We start from the raw sequence: 20,870 nt of genomic DNA on the forward strand, positions 1-20,870 counted from the left end.
TGGAGTCGAAGCCGTGCCTCTGTGGCCGCTCAGCCGCCGCCCGCGCCCCGCGCGTCCCGCGGGCCCCTCGCGCCCCTCGCGCGCCGCGCGGCCCGTACGCCGCACCCGCCGGGCGCGGCGCCTCGTCGCCGTGGTGGCGCTCACCGCGCTGGCGCTGATGCTGACGACGGATCAGGCCCTTGCGGAGGGTCTCGAACTGGGCCGTGTCGAGTTGCCGAGCATGAGCCTGGCCTCCATCGCCTCCTGGTTCACCGACCCGCACTGGGGCAGGCTGCCGCACCAGCAGTCCGGCACGGCCGCCGGGCACCGGCACCACGTCTCCGCCGACGCCACCGACGCCCATCGCGGCGCGGGCCACGCCCCCGGCAAGGGACGCGGCGAGCTGTCCCTCTACCACCCGCACAAGCCGGCCGTCACGCACGGCCGCAGCGGCGGCGGCGCCTTCGACGCCAAGACCAGCAAGCGCGACACCACCAAGTCCACGCGCAACGAGACGGTCTACGACAACGCCGACGGCTCCACCACCCGCCGGATATCGCCCACCCCGGTCAACTACCAGGTCGGAAAGGGACGCTGGGCGCCGATCGACGTGGACGTGCGAGCCGGACCGGACGGCCGCTGGCACGAGAAGGCCAACTCCGTCGCGGTCGACTTCGGCGCCAGGGCCACCGACCCCGCCCTCGCCTCCCTCGCGACCGACCCGGGGCACCGAGCCGCCTACTCGCTCCAGGGCGCCGCCCCCGTGAAGGGCACCGCGCGCGGCTCCACCGTCACCTACGCCGGTGCCCTCGACGCCACCGACCTGAAGGTGACGCCCACCGCCACCGGCGTGAAGGAGTCGGTCGTCCTGCACTCCACGGTCGCCGGCAACTCCTGGACCTTCCCCCTCACTCTCAAGGGCCTCACCCCCGTCCAGCGCCACAACGGCTGGATCGACCTCAGGAACTCCGCCGGCCGGACCGTCGAGCGCATCCCTCCGGCCTACGCCTACGACTCGAACGTCGACCGCCGCTCCGGCGACCCGGCCACCACCCACGACGTCACCTCCGAACTGGTCCGCTCCCAGGACGGCTACGCGCTGAAGGTGACGCTGGACAGCCGCTGGCTGCACGACCCCCACCGCGTCTTTCCGGTCACCGTCGACCCGACCGTCGAGGACGGCTGGACCACCACCTACGCCGAGTCCGGTTCCGGCAACAACGTCGACCACTCCTACGAGCAGACCATCAAGGCCGGCTCCTACGACTCCGGCGCCCACTCCGCGATCGGCTTCGTCAACCACTGGGACACCGCCTGGGACGGCAGCCACGCCACCGTCACCTCCGCGACCCTGCACCTGTTCGACACCTGGGCCTCCACCTGCACGGCGGAGCGTTTCGACGTGGCCCTGGTGACCGGCTCCTGGACCCCCGAGTCCGTCACCTCCTACCCGGGCCCCTCGAAGGGCTCCTCCATCGGCAACGCCACCCCGAGCGTGCCCCACGCGTGCGCCAACACCGCCGCCGACCGCACCGTCGGCGACTGGGTGACCGTCCCGCTGTCCACCTCCGCCATTCAGGGCTGGTTCAACGGCACCACCGCCGACCACGGCCTGGCGGTGTACGCCTCCACCGCCGACGCCCTGCACTGGAAGCAGTTCGGCTCCTTCAACGATCCGGGCAAGGGCCCGTGGATCGAGGTCACCTACACCGGGAACACCGCGCCGCAGCTGTACGAGCAGTTCCCGCAGGACAACGCGGTCGTGGGCACCACCCAACCGGAGCTGACCGCATGGGCGGGCGGGGCCAACTCCACCAGCGGCAGCACCAACCAGTACCTCTTCCAGGTCTTCGACGCCTCCGGCACCACCAAGATCGTAGACTCCGGCCTGCTCTCCACCGGCGACTGGACCGTGCCCGCCGGCAAGCTCGCCTGGGGCAAGTCCTACACCTGGGCCGTCCAGGCGTACGACGCGACCACCAAGCTGTACTCCCCGGCCGAGCTGTACTCGCTGTCCGTGCAGGTACCGCAGCCCGTGATCACTTCCGGGCTGTCGCAGAACAGCAGCGACCACGGCTTCGACGCGTCCATCGGCAACTACACCACCTCCGACACCGACGCCTCGATCTCCACCGTCGGCCCGTCCCTGGACGTCGAACGCGCCTACAACTCCCGCGACCCGCGCTGGACGGGCGCGTTCGGCGCCGGCTGGTCCAGCATCTTCGACTCCCGGGCCACCGAGCAGTACACCGCCTCCGGCGCGGTCTCCAGCGTCGTCGTCACCTACCCGGACGGCTCGCAGGTCGGCTACGGCAAGAACAGCGACGGCACCTTCACACCCGGCAGCGGACGCTTCGCCACCTTCACGTCGGTCACCGGCGGCTACACGCTGACCGACAAGGACGACACCGTCTACACCTTCACCCAGTCCCTGGGCTCCGGCGGCTACGGCCTGACGTCGGTGACGGACGCCGACGGCCGCTCGGTGAACCTCACCTGGACCAGCGGCCACATCACGAAGATGACCTCCGCGGTCTCCGGCCGCTCCCTGTCGCTGACCTGGCAGACCCCCTCGGGCGCCCAGGCCGCGCACGTGGCCACCGTCGTCACCGACCCGGTCACCCCCGGCGACGCGAACACCGTCCAGACCTGGACCTACGGCTACACCGGCGACCAGCTGACCAAGGTCTGCTCGCCGCTGTCGGCCACCAAGTGCACCACCTACGGCTACGCCTCCGGCTCCGGCTACCGCAACGCGGCGCTCGACCTGGACCCGCACACCTTCTGGCCGCTGTCGGAGACCTCCGGCACCACGGCGAAGGACGCCGTCCTCGCCAACGAGGGCACCACCAACGCCACGTACGAGAACGTCACCCTCGGCCAGTCGGCCGGCCCGCTGACCGGCTCCACCGCGAAGGCCGCCGGCTTCAACGGCACCTCCTCCGACATCGCGCTGCCCAAGAACCTCGGCAACGACACCGACTCGGGTGCGATATCCCTGTGGTTCAAGACCTCGCAAGGTCCCGGCGTGCTCTACTCCTACGCCTCCCAGCCGATCGGCTCCGGGCAGGCCGCCGGCTTCTACACCCCGTCCATCTACGTCGGCACCGACGGCAAGCTGAACGCCGAGTTCTGGTACAGCGGCGGCGTCAACCCGATCGTGTCCTCCGCGTCCGTCGCCGACGGCAAGTGGCACCACGTGGTGCTCTCCGCCGCCGGCAACTCCCAGACGCTGTACCTGGACAAGGTCAAGGTGGGCTCGCGCACGGGCACCGTCTCCATCAAGAGCGCCACCGCCTTCGGCAAGAACCAGTCGTTCAACTACCTCGGCACCGGCTTCCTCGGCGGCGCGTGGCCCGACGAACCGCACCACTCGACGACCGACGGCGACGGCTACGCCACCTACTTCAACGGCTCCATCGCCGACGCCGCCTGGTACGGGCGCCCGCTGGTCGCCGCCGACGTCAACGCGCTCTACACCTACGGCACCCACGGCACCAGCCTGCTGAGCTCCGTCACCCGGCCGTCCGGCAAGACCTTCGCGGCGATGACGTACGACTCGGACAGCACCACGCTGACCCAGCTCACCGACGAGAACGGCGGCCTGTGGAAGCTGGGCGCGCCCACCGTCGCCGGGTCCAGCGACACCTACCGGGGAGCCGTGCTCGGCGGGGCGCCGTCGGAGTACTTCCGCCTCGGCGAGGCCGCGGGCGCCACGAGTGCCGTGGACCAGGTGCGCGGCGGTGACGGCAGCTACGGCTCCGTGACCCTCGGCGGATCCGGCCCCTTCAGCGACGCCAAGGCCGCCTCCTTCGACGGGACGGCCTCCTCGGTCACTCTGCCGAACGGTTCTGTGCCGGGCTCGGGTCCCGAGTCGGTCAGCATGTGGTTCAAGACGTCGACCGCGAACGGCGTGCTGCTCGGCGTCTCCAGAGACCCGCTGAGCTCCGGCACGACCCCCACCGGGTACACCCCCGTGCTGTACATCGGCAGCAGCGGCAAGCTCTACGGCGAGTACTGGTTCTCCACCGGCTCGGACAATCCGCTGGCCTCCTCCGCCGCTGTCACCGACAACAAGTGGCACCACGTGGTGCTCGCGACCTCCGCCACCAGTCAGTCGCTGTACCTCGACGGCGCCCTCGTCGGCACCCAGACCGGCACCGCGGCGATGTCCAATCAGCCGTACACCTATGTCGGCGCCGGTTTCGTCGGCGGCTACTGGCCGGACGAGCCGCACCACAACACCGGCGACAACACCGGTTACGCGAGCTACTTCAAGGGCTCGCTCGCGGACGTCGCCCTCTTCCGCTCGCAGCTGTCCGCCGCGGACGTCACCGAGCAGTTCCAGGCGGCGAAGAACTCCACCGGTCTGCTGCCGGTGGAGACCGTCAAGGTCACCTCGCCGACCAACTCGACGCTGACGTACACCTACGACGTCGAGCACGGCAACCGCGCCCTCACCGAGACCGACGGCCTGGGCAACAGGACCAGCTTCGGCTACGACACCGCCGGCTTCGAGCACACCGTCACCGACCCCAACGGGGCGATGACCGTGACCGGCCACGACGTCCGCGGCAACATCGTGTCCTCCACGTCCTGCCAGGACCAGACCGCGAACCAGTGCAACACCGAGTACTACACGTACTACCCGGACGACACCACGGCCCAGCTGACCACCGCGGACCCGCGCAACGACCAGTTGCTGACCGAGCGTGACGGCCGCTCCTCGTCCGCGACCGACGACACCTATCTGACGTCGTACACGTACGACGCGGCGGGCAACCAGACCGCGATCACCGGTCCCGCGGTGCCCGGCTTCCCGGACGGCCGCACCACCACGACCGAGTACAGCGACGGCACCAGCGCCTACCCGTCCGCCGACGGCGGCGTCGTGCCGAGGGGCCTGCCGGTGAAGACCGTCAGCCCCGGCGGCGCGGTCAACCGGGTGTCGTACTTCAAGAACGGCGACGTGGCCTCCACCACCGACGCCATCGGCCTGGTCACCCGGTACACCTACGACGGCGTGGGGCAGGTGACCAGCCAGAAGGTCGTCTCGGACACCTACCCGGACGGCCTGGTGACGACGTACACGTACGACGCCGCCGGCCAGGTGGTCGAGGAGCACGACCCGCAGCTCACCGACCGCGTCACCGGCGCCACCCACGCCGCCGTCACCAGCACGGTCTACGACGAGGACGGCAACACCACCTCGCAGACCGTCTCCGACGCGAGCGGCGGCGACCGGGCCCGCACGCAGACGTGGACCTACGACGTCTACGACCACGTGCTGACCGAGTCCGACGCCAACGCGGCCGAGGGCGCGAGTGACGGCAACACCACGACGTACACGTACGACACCTCCGGCAACAAGACCAAGGAGGTCACCAGCGCCGGCAACGAGACCCGGTACACCTACGACGACAACGGCAACCTGCTCACGCAGGGCGTCATGGACACCGGCGACCCGACGAACCCGCAGTCGCCGGCCCTGCTGATCGAATCCTCCCGGGCCTACGACCCGGCCGGCCGGCTCGCGTCCATCACCGACGCGATGGGCAACACCACGTCGTACACGTACACCGACGACGGTCTGACCGCGACGGTGAAGCGGACCAGCGCCGACGGCAAGAGCACCTATGTGCTGGAGTCGGACAGCTACGACGCGGCCGGCAACCTGCTCCAGTCCACCACGGACAACGGCGAGACCGTCAGCAAGTACACCGTGGACGCCGCCTCCCGGACCACCTCCACGGAGCTGGACCCGACCGGCGTGGACCGGGTGACCACGGTGTCGTACACCCCGGACGACCAGGTCGCCACCGAGAACGACCACGACGCCTCGGGCTACGACCGCACCACCACCGACACCTACGACGACATGGGCAACCTGCTCAGCGAGACGCTGTACGGGGACGCCTCCGGTCATCCGTCCGGCTGGTGGAAGCTGAACCAGACGTCCGGCACCAACGTCACCGACGCCTCCGGCACCGGCAACACCGCCACCGCCACCGACGTCACCTGGAACGACGGCGCCGCCACGCTGAACGGCACCAGCAGTCACCTGGCCACCAGCGGCCCGGTGCTGGACACCAGCAGCTCGTACACGGTCTCGGCGTGGGTGAAGCTGGACAGCGTCCCGACGCACAACAGCACCGTGCTCAGCCAGGACGGCACGCACCGCAGCCCGTTCTACCTGGGCTACGAGAACAGTTCGGGCACCTGGGCACTGCGGGCGGTGAACCAGGACGCCCCGGTGGGCGGCACCTGGTCCTACCAGAAGGTGGCGGCCACCACCGCGCCGACGACCGGCGCGTGGACCCAGATCACCGGCGTCTACGACGCTTCGAAGCAGGAGATCAGCCTCTACGTCGACGGGCAGCTGCAAGGCTCCACGGCGTACACGACGGCGTGGGGCGCGACCGGACCGATGCAGATCGGCCGCACCCAGTGGTCCGACACCTACACCGACTGGTTCGCCGGTGCGGTCACCGACGCGCAGGCCTACCAGCGGGCCCTGTCCGCGTCCGAGATCTCCTCGCTGTACGGCAAGGGCCGTTCGGGCGGCACGGTCGGCTCCTCCGACGCGCAGACCACCAAGTACACCTACGACAAGCGGGGCCTGCCCACGTCCATGACGGACGCCGAGCAGCACACCACCGACTACTCCTACGACGAGGCGGGCAACCTCGCGGTCACCACCGCGCCCGCCGTCCAGGCCGAGCCGGACGGCACCACCGCCGCCACCGTGCGCCCGGTCACCACCAGCGGTTTCAACACCTTCGGTGAGGCCGTCGAGGAGCAGGACCCGAACGGCCTGGTCACGACGACGGCGTACGACGCGGAGGGCAACAAGGTCTCCGAGGCCCTGCCGCGGTACACCCCGGCGGGCGCCTCGACGCCCAACGCGGGCACGACCGTCTACACCTACGACAGCGAGGGCAACCAGACCTCCGTCACCACGCCCGGCGGCAAGACCACGTCGTACCTGTACGACCAGCTGGGCAACCTCGTCCAGACGACGGCCCCGGACGGCACGAAGACGCACGCCACGTACGACCCCGACGGCGAGCAGCTGTCCATGACGGACCCGGCGGGCGCGCAGACCCAGGCCACGTACGACTTCCTGGGCCGGCAGGTCACGCAGACGACGCTGGAGCGCTTCCCGTCGACGCGGACGCTGACGTCCACGACCTCCTACGCGGTCACCGCGGGCAACCCCTACGGCGCGCACGTCGCCTCCACCACCTCCCCGGGCGGTGTGACGACGTCGTACGGCTACAACCGGGCGGGTGACATCACCTCGGTCACCGACGGCGCCGGCAACACCACCCGCTACGCGTACGACTTCGAGGGCAACCGAGCGAAGACGACCCTCGCGGACGGCACCTACACCACGACCGACTACAACGCCGACGGCGACCCGACGGCCACGCGGTCCTACGACGCCGGCGGCACCAAGCTCTGGGAGACCTCCCAGACCTACGACGGCGTCGGCAACATGACGTCGACCACGGACGCCGACGGCCACACCAACCGCTTCACCTACGACGCGGCCGGCACCATCACGCAGGAGATCCAGCCGGTCGACGCCTCCACGTCGATCACCACGACCTTCGGCTACGACGCGGCCGGCAACCGGACCCGCTTCACCGACGGCCGCGGCAACTCCTGGCGCTACACGTACACGCCGTGGGGCCAGCAGGAGAAGGTGATCGAGCCGACCACCGCCAAGTACACCTCCGCGGCCGACTCGACGACGACCTTCGCCTACGACGCCGACGGTCAGCTGACGAACGTGACGCTGCCCGGCGGGGTCACGACGGCGATGACCTACGACGCCAACGGCCAGCTGAAGACGATGTCCGGCGCGGGCGCCGACGCGGCGACGGCCAAGCGGAGCTTCGGCTACGACGCGGACGGCCGGGTCACGTCGGCGGACACCGACGAGGCGGGCATCGCCGGGGCGGTGGACCACCAGGACGCCACCCACGAGCAGTTCACCTACGACGACCGCAGCGACGTGCTGACGGCGTCGGGCTCGGCGGGCTCCTCGAGCTTCGCCTACAGCGACGACGGTCAGATGACGTCCCGCACGGACGCCGCGGGCACGACGACGTACGGCTACGACACGGCCGGCCGCCTGTCCTCCCTGAACGACGCGGCCACCGGCAACCAGCTGACGTACACCTACGACCAGCTGAACCAGCTCAGGACGGTCAAGTACGGCGCGACGGGCCAGACCCGCACCTTCGGCTACAACAGCGCGCACGAGCTGACCAGCGATGTGCTGGTGCAGGGCGCCTCCACACTGGCGAGCTTCAGCTACGGCTACGACAAGAACGGCAACCTGACGTCGAAGACGACGACGGGCGTCTCGGGCGCGTCGGCCAACACCTACACCTACGACTGGGCGAACCGCCTGACGTCGTGGAACGACGGCAGCAAGACGACGTCGTACGCGTACGACGCGTCGGGCAACCGCATCCGCAACGGCTCGGACGTCTACACCTACGACGAGCGCGACGAGTTGACGTCGGACGGCGTCCACTCCTACGACTACTCGGCGCGCGGCACGATGACGCAGGAGTCGTCGGCGTCGGGCACGGTGTCGTACAAGGCGGACGCCTTCGGCGGCCAGATCGTCGCCGGGCAGCAGTCGTACACGCTGGACGCGGTCGGCCGGAACATCTCCGACCGGGACACGGAGGCGAACTCGACCCGCACCTTCACCTACTCGGGGGCGGACAACACGATCGCCTCGGACGGCGACAGCACCTACACCTACGACCCGGCAGGCGATGTCGTGGGCATCAAGCCGGTCGGTGGCGGCAACGGGGTGCTGGCCCTGACCGACCAGCACAGCGACGTGGTCGGCACCTTCACCCCGGGTGCGACGTCGCTGGCGGGCTCGGTGTCCTACGACCCGCTGGGCAAGGTGGTCTCGCCGACGAACACGATCAGCGGTCACCTGGGCTTCCAGTCCGGCTGGACGGAGCCCGGCACGGGCAACGTGGGCACGGCCTCGCGGTGGTACGACCCGGGCACCGGGCAGTTCCTGAACAAGGACAGCGCCTCGCTGGACGCGGTGCCGAACTCGGTGGCGGCGAACCCGTTCGCCTACGTCGACGACAACCCGCTGGCGGGCACCGACGAGTCGGGCAACTGCTCCTGGTACGACGTGGTGTGCGGCGCGAAGAAGGCCGCCCACCATGTGAAGAAGGCCGTCAAGCACGTCGTCCACAAGGTCTACCACGCGGTCAAGCACGCCGCGAAGAAGGTCGTCCACGCGGTCAAACACGTGGCCCACAAGGTCGTGCACAAGGTGCGGGACTACTACCACGCCACGGTGCGGGTGGTGCGGCGCGTGTACCACTACGCGGCCATCCACGTCAGACGCGCGTATCACCGGGTCGTCCACGCGGTCCACTCCGCGTACCACAAGGTCTCGCACGCGGTGCACCGCGTGGTGCACGCGGTGAAGAAGGCGGCGCACAAGGTCGCGCACGCGGTGAAGAAGGCCGCGCACGCGGTCGCCCACGCGGCGCGCACGGCCTACCACGCCACGGTCAAGGCGGCGAAGTCGGCGGCGAAGTACGTCAAGCACCACGCCGCCGCGATCACCTCCTTCGTGGTCTCCACGGCGGTGTTCGCCGGCTGCGAGGCGCTCACGGCCGGCGTCGGCTCCATCGGCTGCGCGGCAGTCGCGGGTGCGGCGGGCTCGCTGGTCGAGCAGGGCTTCAAGTGCGCGGAGAACGGCGGCGGCGACTGCAGCGTGGGCGCCTTCGCGGGCTCGGCGGTGACGGGCGCGGTCGCGGGCGCCGTGGGCGGCGCCCTGGGCAGCCTGGGCGGCAAGCTCCTGGCGAAGGTCGCGCCGAAGGCGATGAAGGTCGTGGGCGGCCTGTTCGGCAAGGGGGCCACGGAGGCCGAGGAGACAGCGACCGCGGATGCCACGGAGGCGGCCGCCTCACGGGCGGAGTCGGAGGGGGCGGGAACTCGGAGCCAGTCCCAGTCCGAGGTCGAGTGTCACAGCTTCACCGCCGGCACGCGGGTGCTCATGGCCGACGGCACGACCAAGGCCATCGAACTGGTGCGGGTCGGTGACAAGATCGCCAACTCGGTGCCCGGCGCCGTCGGCACCGAGGCCCACAAGGTGACCGCCGTGATCGTGACGCACACGGACCACGACTTCGTGGACGTGGCGATCAGGAAGACGGGCGAGTCCACGGGCAAGCGGTCGGCCAAGTCCGGTGCGAAGACTGCGGTCAAGTCCGTGGCCAAGAAGGCGGCCCGCAAGGCGGCCTTCGGCCTGGCGGCGTCGGCCGCGGTGCTGGGCGCCCTGGCGGGCGGCCACGGACACGGCGACGCCCACCAGCCGGCGACGGCGCCGGTGGCGGCGGTCAGCACGGTGTCGTCCGCGCAGGCCGCGAAGGCCGGCGCGCAGGACGCCCACCTGACGACGACCTTCCACCACCCCTTCTACGACGAGACCCAGTCGGCCTTCGTCGAGGCGAAGGACCTGAAGCCGGGCGACGTCCTCCAGACGCCGTCGGGCACGGCCGAGGTCACCGGTGTCCGCCTGTACCACGCGAACACCACGACCTACGACCTGACCATCGGCAGCCTCCACACGTACTACGTGGAAGCCGGCACGAACGCCGTACTGGTCCACAACTGCAACACCGCTGTCCAGAACGAACTCGCGCAGATGCGCAAGGAGATGGGTATGGACTCCGTCGCCAAGGAAGACGCGGACGTGGCCGCCAAGGTCAAGGGAGCCAAGAAGAACACTCTTGGGAAGATGGTCTTCGACGGTGACCGGGAGCCCCTGTACGGGCAGAACGGTAAACTCCCCCGCCCCGTCAAGTTCCCTGGCAAGGGGAACCGGATGACCGCCACTTCGTATGAAGATCATGCCGAAGGGGATATGGTCACCCAGGCCCTGGACCGTGGGTACTCCGGCGGTAACGCCAAGATCTACACGGACCGGGTCACCTGTAGGTTCTGCCGTAACTCGATGGCCGGATACGCCGAACAACTGGACCTGGATACTCTCGAGGTCTACGACCCCCTGGGCCACGTCGGTACATATACACGTGAACTGGGGAAGTTCGTCAAAGCTCCTGGAAGGTAACTGAATGTCCAATGTGGTGACCGTCGAAGTGTGGGACCCCTCGTACCGTCACTCAGAGGTGCCTCTGTCACAGCTGCCGGACGTGTACCGGTCGATTCCGTCGGATGCGTCCCTCGGCCTGACCTTGGACGACGGTGAGGACGACTGTGTGATCGTGACTGTGGAACCGGAGTTCTCCACGGTCACGGCACTTCGCGACCGGACGTTCTACAACCTGCAGCTCGTCGACGATCCCGAGGAGGTGGAGATCATGGTCGCCGGGGAGGAGATCCACTGGCCGAAGGGGTCCATCCTCCCTCGGGAGACGGGGATCCAGGTTCTCCTGGAGGCCGCGGACCGAGACCAGATGTGGTCCAGGCACACCTGGGTCGAACAGTGAGGTTTTCTCGCTTCGGCCTCTCGGGGTGGTGACGGGGCGAACGTTGCTTGTTGCAGCATTAGCTGCCGTCGGGCCCCACGATCGTCCAGGGGCGCATCAGATCGTCGTCCTCGTGTTCGAGGATGTGGCAGTGGTGGATGTACGTCGCCGGAAGCTCGGCGCCGCTGCCCGGGATGGACGCGATCGTGTCCGTCGGTGGGGTGATGTTCTCGATGACGATCCTGGTCACCGTCTCCGGATAGGACTTGAACGTGTCCTTGTCGGACAGCGCTTCGTCCGGGTCCGGCGGAATCGGTGGGCCGGTGAGGTAGTTCCCGAGCACCGGACGGTCCTCCGGTCTGCGGCCACCGTAGACCCACTTGTCGTAGTCCTCCTGGTAGGCGGCCGCGTCGATCGGCTGCCTGTTCAACACCCGGAAGGTGACGAGGTGGACGTGCATCGGGTGGGCGTCGTGGTGGGGATTGATGTACTCCCAGATCTCGGTCGAGCCCGCCCTGACGAAATCCTGCGACGGCTCCATGAAGGGCACCGCGTTGAAGGTCATGGTGCTGAAGAGCTTGTGCTGGTACGTGACCCATTCCCGTCGCCGGGTGTGCCGATTCACCTCGATGGGCGCGGGCGACGAGAGCTTCAGTCTCTTGGGCGGCGTCGTTCTGTCCCGTCCTCCGGACAGTCGTTCGGTGACACGGAACTCCATGATTTCCGTGATGTCCGGTCCACCGCCGCCGGGGTAGTGGACCGGAGCGTTGTAGTTCGTCAAGGTGACCTTCGTGCCCATGGGCATCCGGCTGAAGTCGACGATCAGGTCGTACCGCTCGGCCGGCGAGATCAGGAAATTCAGCATCTGCAACGGCTTACGGAAACCGCCGTCGGTTCCGATGAGCCAGAACGGCAGTGTGGGCTCGAGCAGGACGTCCCTGGGAACGTCGAACCTCAGCCGCCAGAATCGCTCGTTCGAGGCGTTGAGAATGCGCAGCCGGTAACGTCGCGGTTCGACCGCCAGGAACGGGTACGCCTTGCCGTTGACGACCGGCGTGTCCTCGCCCTCCCGCTGCGTCATGGTGTAGGCGAGTGAGCCGTCCGGGTGGAAGGTCCGGTCCTGGATGACGAGGGGCACTTCGTATGCGCCTTGCGGCAGGCCGAGTCGCTCGTCGGCGGGGTCGCGGACGAAGTAGAGACCCGCAAGGCCCGCATAGACGTTGAGGCTGGTCATCCCCATGCCGTGATCGTGGTACCAGAGCATGCACGAACGGCTCCGGTTGGTGTAGCCGAAGATCGCTTCGTTGGGTTCGACCCGGCTCGGGTCCAGGGTGGCGTAGTGCTCGGCATGGATGCCGTCCGGGCTGAACGACTGGAGCGGCAGCCCGTCGGACTGCGGCGCCGTGTAACCGCCGTGCTGGTGAGCGACGTTCCACACGTTGACGTTCGAGGGGAAGGGCAGAACGCTCTTGTAGGGAGGCGGGGCGATCGGAGTGAGCTGGGGGTCGCTGTTGCGGATCTTGTCGATCACGAACTGGAACATGTGGGTGGTCGGCAGCTCATTGCGCCACTTGACGACCGTCGGGTGGCCCTTGGTCGTATTGATGGTCGGCCCGAGGTAGCCCATGCCGATCGCTTTGTGCAGTTCGTGCGGGTTCGTCGCCCAGTAACCCCACACGGGTGCCGGCTTCAGATCCCGGTGGAACTGCCACGAGCCCTGCCGCATGGTGATCTCGTAGTAGTCGGCGCCCGGATACACGGAAGAGTCCGCGATGGCTGTCACCGGCCTGGGCAGCGGATCGACGAACTTCCTCAGCGGAGGCGTGTGCGGGGTGTCCGCGGGCCCTGACCCGTGAGCCGGCGCCGCGTACGCCCGCGTCCCCGGAACACCCCCTGGAAGCAGGGCCGCACCCCCCAGGGCGCCGGCCATGAGGAATTTCCTTCGCTCCACCATCTTTGCCAGCCTTTCGTCGCCGCACATGGCGTTCAAGGCATACAGGGCTGGTTCGGGACACTGCCGCAAACGCGCTTGTCGTTTAAGGAGAAAGGCACTCCTTCAGCTGATTGCGGCAGCAATTCGGCAGAGTCGGAATTGAAGCTACAATATTCAGAGCGAATCGGGGGACCGCTTGAGGGCTTCGAGGAAGGTGCCGAACGCTTCGACGGGGAAGGTGAGGGTGGCTCTGGCCGGGGTTTTGGAGTCGCGGACGGCTATGTGGGCGGGGCGGTGCGCGATCTCTACGCAGGCGTTGCCCTCGCCGCCGCCGGAGTAGGACGACTTCTGCCAGGTTCCGTGGTTGGTCATCGCTTCACAGTTCCTTCGCCAGCCTGTGGATGAAGTCGCGGGAACGTTCGGGTTCGAGCGACGCGGCTTCCAGCCTACGGAAGAGTGGTCGGAAGCGGCACAGTTGAGCTTCCGCATCGATGAACACCGTGCCGTGGGGGCCGTCGCGCACCACCGTGTCCAGCTTCGGGATGGAGCCGCCCGCGTACACCATGGCGCTGCCTGCTCCGGCAAAACCATCCAGGTCGAACGGGATGACTCGTACGGTGACGTGGCCGGCTTCGGAGAGCTCCAGGACGCGGTTGAGTTGAGCGCGTGCCGCGCCACGGTCACCGACTCGGATGCGCAGTGCCGCCTCATGGATGACAGCCTCGTACGGGATCGGGTCGGGCCGCTCGATGGCGGCCCTCCGTGTCGGTGACGCGACGCACACGCTGCGAAACCCCGGGTCACCGGAAGCGCACCGCTCCGTCCTGCCATGACGGCTGCGGCAGGCCACCGCCCTGGCACCGCAATCACCTCCTGAGTCCGAACGGAGTTCACCCATGCCCGAAACCGCCCAGGCCGCCCCCGCCGACCCCTGGGAGTACTGCCTCTACATCCCCAACGACCCCCGCGCCGTCACCGTCAGTCGCCGTACGCTCCGCCTGATCCTCACCATGCACGGACTGATCCGACTAGTCGACATCGCCGAACTGCTCGCGACCGAGCTGGTGTCCAACGCCGTGCGGCACACCAAGGGGCCCGCCGCTCTCCGCGTCCGCTGGGCGGCCGGCGTACTGCGGATCGGGGCGTGGGACGCCGATCCCGCGCCGCCGGAGCCGCCGGTGCCGTTGGAGCGGGCCGTCGACCTGGAGGAGGGGCGGGGGCTCGGGCTCGGGCTCGTCCGGGCGTGCGCCGACCTCTGGGGATGGCAGCCGCCCGCCAGGGAGGGCAACCGCGGCAAGGTCGTCTGGTGCGAACTGGCCGCCGCCTGACCTGTCTGCCGCTACCGCCCGTACGGGTACCCGTACGGCTGGCCCTGCGGGGATGCGGGCAGGGGCGGTGCGTCGTACGGCAGTTGTGCGCCCTGCTTCGGCCGCGGGGCGTCGAAGACCGCGAACAGCAGCATGGCCGTCGCCACCAGCAGGCACAGCATGGCGACGGCGCCCAGGATCGGGTCGCCGTCACCGCCGGCCGTCCGGGACGCCCACGGCAGGGTGACGCACTCGTAGAGGGTGAAGGCCGCGAACGCGCCCCAGTCCGAGGCTCGGCGGCGGCGGATCGCGACGTACAGGAACGGCACCCAGATCAGCAGGCCGAGTGACCCCCAGGCCACAACCGACCACGCGATTCGCTGGAGCCGGCCGGCTTCCAGACGCTTGTCCATCTCCACCCCACCTCTTGCCCCCCACGGCATCGCAGGGGGCAAGCGTAGGGCACGGTCAGGCCGTCTTCTTCAGGGATGCGACGATCTGCCGCGTCAGCTTCTCCGCCGTGGCGGCGCCGTTGTCGTGGCCGTCCGTCGAGAGCACGCTGACGAGGTCGGTGCCGACCCGGGTGGCGACGAGTGTGGTGCCGTTCTCCCAGGCGGGGCTCGTCAGGGTGACGGTGAAGGCCTCGTCGCCCAGGCCGGGCGTGGCCTGTCCGGCGACCTTCACCTTCGCGTGGGTCTCGGAGTCGGTGAAGGTGGCACAGTCGGTGGTGGCGATCTGCTCCACGTCCTTCAGCACGCTCGCCGCCGTCGTGCCGCGGTAGGTGTCGATCTGCTGCGCGATCTCCTCGGACGTGTTCTTGTCGACGTAGTCGCCCTGGGCGAAGGAGACCCCGGTGACACCGGTGACGTCGATCCAGGACGTGCCCTCCAGCCGCGAGCAGTCCGGCTTCGCCGGGCTCTTGGTGGCCGGCGGCTCGTAGGCGTCCCCGGAGTCCCGGGTGGCGTCGGGGTCGGAGGTGAAACCGGTCCGGAAGAACGACGCGGGGGCGAGCGCCTTCTTCAGCTGCGTGCCGGTGAACAGGCCGGCGTTCGGGTCCTTGGAGTGCGACGGAGACGCCGTGGCCCCGGCGGAGGAGCTCTCGGTCGAGCCGCAGGCCGCCAGGGCGAGGGGGAGCGCGGCCACGGCGAGAACACGGGCGGCGCGGGACGGGATGTGCATGCAGGTCCTTCTGAACGAGCCAGGGTGGCCGGTGGACCATACGACGCACAGGACGCGCACAGTTCATGTACAGGTCAGAGATGCGCCAACAGCCGGTCAAGATCGAGAAGTTCGCGTGCCGGGAGTGGAGCTGCCACTGCCCGCACGGATGTTTTTGCCGTTACTTGTGAGAATCATGTGCTGATCCAGGGGCCCCGTTTCCCGTTCACAGGAACCGCGTCGGCTACTTTGCGATCCGCTTCAGGCGCCGGGGGAGTGTCCGCGGCCGGACGCACGCGCCGTATCCAGAAGCCCAGCAACGTTTTCCAGCGGACGTACGTCGCGCGACCGCCGCCGTACGCCGATCCGACACGCACACGTGCTCGTGCGCGCACACGCGCGCGTGCACACAGCCACAGACAGGGGTGGGGATGGCCGAGCACCGGCAGTCCAGGAAGCGCAGGTACATCACGTGGGGAGTGGCCGGCGCCGCCGTTCTCGCGGGTGCCGGGATCGCGGCGCAGACCTCGATGGCCGCCACCACCTGGCCGGCCCAGAAGACGTTCACCGGACGCGCCTTCGACACCTGCACCGCGCCCTCGCTGTCCACCATGAAGGCCTGGCACACGGGCTTCTACGGCGCCGCCGCCGTGTACGTCGGAGGCAGGAACCGGGGCTGCTCCCAGCCCAACCTGACCGCCTCCTGGGTGAAGTCGGTCAGCTCCATCGGCTGGAAGCTCATCCCCCTCTACGTCGGCGCCCAGCCACCGTGCCGGAAGAGCTCCGACCCGGAGAAGCTCACCGCCTCCACGGCCTCCTCGCTGGGCACCGGTGACGCCAAGGACGCCGTGGCCAAGGCCTCCGCGCTCGGCATGAAGGCCGGCAGCGCGATCTACCTGGACATGGAGCCGTACGACATCACCGACAAGTCGTGCAACGACGCGGTGCTCAACTATGTGCGCGCCTTCGACAAGGAGCTGCGCGCCAAGACCTACCGCGCCGGCTTCTACGGCTTCACCAGCTCCAGCGCCAAGGCCATCGCCACCGCGAGCAACAAGACCGACCTGCCCGGCAACCTCTGGTACGCCCTCTGGGACAAGAACAACACCACCACCAAGGACTGGCCCTGGCGCTCCACCCAGTTCACCGGCCACAGCCGCGGCCACCAGTACATGGTGAACAGCAAGGAGGCGCACGGCGGCGTCACCCTCACCGTCGACCGCGACGCGTGGGACGGGCCCGTGGCCATCACCGGCTGACCTCGCGGACGTAGGACCGGACGGCGCACAACGACAGGGAAGGGGACGGCAGATGAGGCTCGCCTCGATCGGCGGGACCACCCGACACCGGACCGGCAGGAGAGCGGGGAGCACGTGAGCAAGCAGGTCAGACAGGTGACGCAGGCGCGTCCGGCCAAGGAGGCGCAGGCGCCGGCGGGCGGCCCGCTCGCCGTGGCCGGGCGCGCCGCCGCCCGGCGGCTGCGCGCACTGCGCGGGCGCACCATCGCCCTCGCGGCGGGCGCGGTGGCCGTCGCCGGCGCGCTCGTCGCCGCCGGGGTCCTGCTCTCCCGGCACGACGACCGCCCGCCGGTCCCGGACACCCGCGCCCGGCACTACACCGAGACCGACGCCTGCCTGCTCACCGGCAAGGACGGCATCACCGCCGGCACCGCCGCCGAGGTCTGGCAGGGCATGCAGGACGCCTCCCGCACCACCCACGCCCGGGTCAGCTACGGCCAGGTCACCGGCGAGCAGAGCGTCGGTAACGCCCGCCCGTTCCTCAACGGGATGCTCCAGCGCTCCTGCGACGTCGTCCTCGCCGTCGGCCGGCCGGAGGTCGCCGCGGCGAGCGAGACGGCACCCCACTACCGGAAGATCGGCTTCGTACTGGTCGGTGGCGGACACGCGGGTGGCAATGTCACCACGGTCCGCACCGGCGACGGGCTGCGCGCCGACGTGGCCGCCGCCGTGGAGCGAGCGGTGCGCGCCCGCGGCTGAGCCGCCGTGCGGAGACGAGGCAGTGCCTGAATCCCCGGGCAGTACCTGAAACACCCCGGGAATCGTTGGTCGAATGGGTTGGCCGGAGCCCGCCCGCTGCCTAACATCGATCACCGCAAGACTTTGTGCACCGCCGCACAATCTCCTCGGGAGGTTTCCTTGCACCGCCGCCGTCGCACCGCGCTCGTCCTGTCCGCCGCGATCGCCGCGGCGCCTCTCCTCGCCGCCTGTGGAAACGACGCGCACCCCGGCGCGGCGGCCGTCGTGGACGGACAGCGGATCACCGTCGCCCAGTTGCAGAGCCGGGTGGACGAGGTCCGCCGCGCGCAGCGCGCCGCGGTGGCCGACGAGACGCAGTACGAGCAGGCCGTCGCCCGCACCGGCACCCTCGCCCGGGACACCCTGCACCAGATGGTGCTCGACCGGGTGCTGGACCGTGCCGCCCAGGACGCCGGGGTCACCGTCTCCGCGCGCGAGGTGCAGGACACGCGCGCCGGCCTCGAACAGCAGGCGGGCGGCTCCCAGGGGCTCGAGACGGCGTGGCTCCAGCAGTACGGGGTGCCGCCCCAGCGCCTCGACGAGAACCTCCGCCTCCAGGTCGAGGCCCAGAAGCTGGCGATGGCACTGAACACCGACACCAGCCAGCCGGCCTTCTGGAACGCCCTGTCCACCGCCTCCCGCGAACTGCGCATCGACCTCAACCCGCGCTACGGCGCCTGGGACGTCGAGAAGGGCGGCGTCGACGCGAAGACCCCGTGGCTGCGGAACGTCTCGGCGCCGGCCGCGCAGCAGACCGCCTGAGCCACCTGCGTCCCGGCGGGCGTGCGTTACGTTCGAAGGCGTGAACACCACCACCGACCACGCCTCGGCGACGACCCCGCCCGCCCCCGGCCGCATCGTCCTGCTCACCACCAGCCACCGGGTCGCCCCCGGGCTGCTGTCCTGGCCGGCCTGGCAGGCGCTGCACACGGCCGACGAGGTGCTGTGCGCGGACGTCGCGCACCCGCAGCTGCCGTATCTGCGCGAGGCGGGCGTGGCCGTGGCCGAGGCGTCGCCGAGCGCCGAGGAACTGGTGGACGCCTGCGCCGGCGGGCGCACCGTCGTGGTGGTGGCGACCGGCGAGGGCGAGCCCACCCTGACCGACGGCCTCGCCCGTCTCGCCGGCTCCGGGCGGGCCGTCATGCCGGAACTGGAGCTGCTGCCCGCCTCCTACGATCTGCCGGGCGCCCGCCTGCTGGACCTCGTACAGGTCATGGACCGCATCCGCGCCGAATGCCCGTGGTCGTCCCGGCAGACCCACCAGGGACTGGCGAAGTACGCCATCGAGGAGGCGTACGAGCTGGTGGAGTCGATCGAGGAGGGCGAGCGGGAGGAGCTGCGCGAGGAGCTGGGCGATGTCCTGCTCCAGGTCGTCTTCCACGCGCGCATCGCCGAGGAGGACCCGGACGAGCCCTTCTCCATCGACGACGTGGCCGGCGGCATCGTCGCCAAGCTGATCCACCGCCATCCCCACGTCTTCGGCGAGGAGACGGCGACGACGCCGGAGGAGGTCAAGGAGCACTGGCTGCGCACCAAGGCCGAGGAGAAGCGCCGCACCTCCGTCACCGAGGGCATCCCCCTGCACCAGCCCGGCCTCGCCCTCGCGGCGAAACTGGCCTCCCGCGTCCGCACGGCGGGCCTGGAGGTCCCCTTCCCGGGAGGCGAGGGCGTCGGCTACGAGCTGCTGGCCCTCGCGGCCCGCGCCGAGGCGGAGGGCGTGGACCCGGAGGCGGCCCTGAGAGCGGCGGCACGGGCGTACCGGGACGCGGTGCGGGCGGCCGAGGGACACTAGCGGACGCGCGCGCCGCCGCTCCCCGCCAGTCGCGCCCCCGCCGGAGTGTGGCGGTAGAGGACGGACCGGCCGGAGCGGGCGCGGGTCACCAGGCCCGCCCGGTGCAGCACCCCCAGGTGGTACGACACGGTGGCCGGGCTGAGGAAGTGACGGGCCGCCAGCTGCGCGGTGGACGCCGGACGGGCCAGCGCGGCCAGCAGCCCGGCGCGGGTGGGGCCGAGCAGTCCGGCCAGCTCGGCGGGGGGAGTCGCCGGGACGCCGGCCCCGGTCCGCACGGGGTACGCCAGCATCGGCGGCCTCCGCCCACCGGGCACCGGGTCCACGGCCACCCCCGGCGCCGGTGCCACCAGCGACGGAACGACCACCATCAGCGGCACCGGCAGGCACACCGTGAACCGGCTCTCCACCCGCAAGGTGCCGTCGGACCACCGGATGCCGGGGTGCAGCGAGTTGAACATCGCGGCCGCGCCGCTCCGGGCCAGGACGCCCGCGCACCGGTCGACGTCCGCCTCCAGGGTGGCCCGCGCCGCCTCCCAGTGCGGGGCGAAGGCCAGCTCCCAGTAGCGCCGCAGCTCCTCCGCCGCCTGCCGTGCCACCCGCTCGCCGCCGCGGGCCATGGCGCACCGCACCACCTCCGGCAGTTCCGTACCGGCAAGGCCGCTGCCCGGGCGGCCGTCGCGCAGCGTCTCCAGTTCGGCCAGGAGCCGCTCGGGCGGAGTGGCGCGGACCTGTTCCAGCTCCTCCTCGACGGTGGGGGAGGGACCGGACGGATGCGGACTGAGGAAGTCCGGAACGTATCCCCCGGCGTCCAGCGCCAGCGCCGACAGCAGCGGCAGCCGCGCCCGGCGCAGCACCCGGCGGGCGCGGGCGACCCACGGGTCGGCGCCGGACTCCGCGCGCAGACCCCACGGCAGCAGCGTCGACGTCACCTCGTGCAGCGGTGAGACGGCGAAGCGGGAGCGGGCCAGCCCCTCCGCGTCCACCGTGAGTTCGATCACTGCTGCCCCCCCCCGGGCCGGCCCCCGTGCGCACCGTACGCACACCCACACCTTTCGAACCTGGTCGAATCGTGGCACGAGCGCTCGCCGCGACCAACCGCCCCGGCGCACCCTGATGCCCCGGTCGACGAAGACGAGGGGGCTGGCATGCGCAGGGCACCAGGGATTCGACTGATCC

12 protein-coding genes and 1 pseudogene are annotated in these 20,870 nt (G+C 70.1%); 7 read left to right on the plus strand and 6 right to left on the minus strand.

The annotated features are described in order from the left end of the window. The first annotated feature begins 13 nt into the window (after nucleotides 1–13). Together ACWDUZ_RS06205 and ACWDUZ_RS06210 are read left to right on the plus strand one after the other, a co-directional pair. The gene (locus tag ACWDUZ_RS06205; RefSeq protein WP_451630610.1) at nucleotides 14–11,110 is read left to right on the plus strand and encodes a LamG-like jellyroll fold domain-containing protein; all 11,097 of its coding nucleotides are present in this window, start codon (nucleotides 14–16) and stop codon (nucleotides 11,108–11,110) included. A 13-nt stretch (nucleotides 11,111–11,123) separates the two neighbouring features. Then, nucleotides 11,124–11,489, plus strand: a complete 366-nt coding sequence (locus ACWDUZ_RS06210) for a hypothetical protein (RefSeq protein ID WP_451630611.1) — start codon at nucleotides 11,124–11,126, stop codon at nucleotides 11,487–11,489. Between the two features lie 58 nt (nucleotides 11,490–11,547). On the opposite strand, the gene ACWDUZ_RS06215 is transcribed toward ACWDUZ_RS06210, so the two are convergent. The 3 genes and pseudogenes from ACWDUZ_RS06215 to ACWDUZ_RS06225 form a co-directional block, all read right to left on the minus strand. Continuing rightward, on the minus strand, nucleotides 11,548–13,251 hold the full coding sequence (locus ACWDUZ_RS06215) for a multicopper oxidase family protein (protein WP_451630612.1): 1,704 nt from the start codon (nucleotides 13,249–13,251) through the stop codon (nucleotides 11,548–11,550). Between the two features lie 324 nt (nucleotides 13,252–13,575). Continuing rightward, complete coding sequence (locus ACWDUZ_RS06220) at nucleotides 13,576–13,773, minus strand: DUF397 domain-containing protein (RefSeq protein ID WP_451630613.1); 198 nt, start codon at nucleotides 13,771–13,773, stop codon at nucleotides 13,576–13,578. Between the two features lie 4 nt (nucleotides 13,774–13,777). Further along, nucleotides 13,778–14,164 (minus strand): annotated as a pseudogene (locus ACWDUZ_RS06225) (DUF5753 domain-containing protein); the annotation flags it as partial. Nucleotides 14,165–14,297: 133 nt separating this feature from the next. Here ACWDUZ_RS06225 and ACWDUZ_RS06230 point away from each other — a divergent pair. After that, nucleotides 14,298–14,729: an ATP-binding protein gene (locus ACWDUZ_RS06230; protein WP_451630614.1), complete on the plus strand. Its 432-nt coding sequence runs from the start codon at nucleotides 14,298–14,300 to the stop codon at nucleotides 14,727–14,729. A gap of 11 nt (nucleotides 14,730–14,740) precedes the next feature. Here ACWDUZ_RS06230 and ACWDUZ_RS06235 read toward each other — a convergent pair whose 3' ends face one another. Together ACWDUZ_RS06235 and ACWDUZ_RS06240 are read right to left on the minus strand one after the other, a co-directional pair. Further along, nucleotides 14,741–15,121: a hypothetical protein gene (locus tag ACWDUZ_RS06235; protein ID WP_451630615.1), complete on the minus strand. Its 381-nt coding sequence runs from the start codon at nucleotides 15,119–15,121 to the stop codon at nucleotides 14,741–14,743. A 55-nt stretch (nucleotides 15,122–15,176) separates the two neighbouring features. Further along, the gene (locus tag ACWDUZ_RS06240) at nucleotides 15,177–15,887 is read right to left on the minus strand and encodes a hypothetical protein (RefSeq protein WP_451630616.1); all 711 of its coding nucleotides are present in this window, start codon (nucleotides 15,885–15,887) and stop codon (nucleotides 15,177–15,179) included. A gap of 410 nt (nucleotides 15,888–16,297) precedes the next feature. Between ACWDUZ_RS06240 and ACWDUZ_RS06245 the strand changes: the two genes are divergently transcribed. The 4 genes from ACWDUZ_RS06245 to ACWDUZ_RS06260 all read left to right on the plus strand — a co-directional run bounded on the left by ACWDUZ_RS06245 (nucleotide 16,298) and on the right by ACWDUZ_RS06260 (nucleotide 19,694). Next, the gene (locus ACWDUZ_RS06245) at nucleotides 16,298–17,125 is read left to right on the plus strand and encodes a glycoside hydrolase domain-containing protein (RefSeq protein ID WP_451630617.1); all 828 of its coding nucleotides are present in this window, start codon (nucleotides 16,298–16,300) and stop codon (nucleotides 17,123–17,125) included. A 114-nt stretch (nucleotides 17,126–17,239) separates the two neighbouring features. Continuing rightward, nucleotides 17,240–17,863, plus strand: coding sequence for a hypothetical protein (locus ACWDUZ_RS06250; protein ID WP_451630618.1), 624 nt, complete (start codon nucleotides 17,240–17,242; stop codon nucleotides 17,861–17,863). A 159-nt stretch (nucleotides 17,864–18,022) separates the two neighbouring features. Next, complete coding sequence (locus tag ACWDUZ_RS06255; protein ID WP_451630619.1) at nucleotides 18,023–18,664, plus strand: SurA N-terminal domain-containing protein; 642 nt, start codon at nucleotides 18,023–18,025, stop codon at nucleotides 18,662–18,664. 40 nt (nucleotides 18,665–18,704) lie between these two features. After that, the gene (locus ACWDUZ_RS06260; RefSeq protein ID WP_451630620.1) at nucleotides 18,705–19,694 is read left to right on the plus strand and encodes a nucleoside triphosphate pyrophosphohydrolase; all 990 of its coding nucleotides are present in this window, start codon (nucleotides 18,705–18,707) and stop codon (nucleotides 19,692–19,694) included. Here ACWDUZ_RS06260 and ACWDUZ_RS06265 read toward each other — a convergent pair. Beyond that, a complete protein-coding gene (locus ACWDUZ_RS06265; RefSeq protein WP_451630621.1) occupies nucleotides 19,691–20,692 on the minus strand; it encodes a helix-turn-helix domain-containing protein in 1,002 nt (333 codons plus the stop codon). The genes ACWDUZ_RS06260 and ACWDUZ_RS06265 overlap by 4 nt on opposite strands. Between the last annotated feature and the right edge of the window lie 178 nt (nucleotides 20,693–20,870).

The sequence above is a fragment of the Streptomyces sp. NPDC003393 genome, from assembly GCF_053589015.1.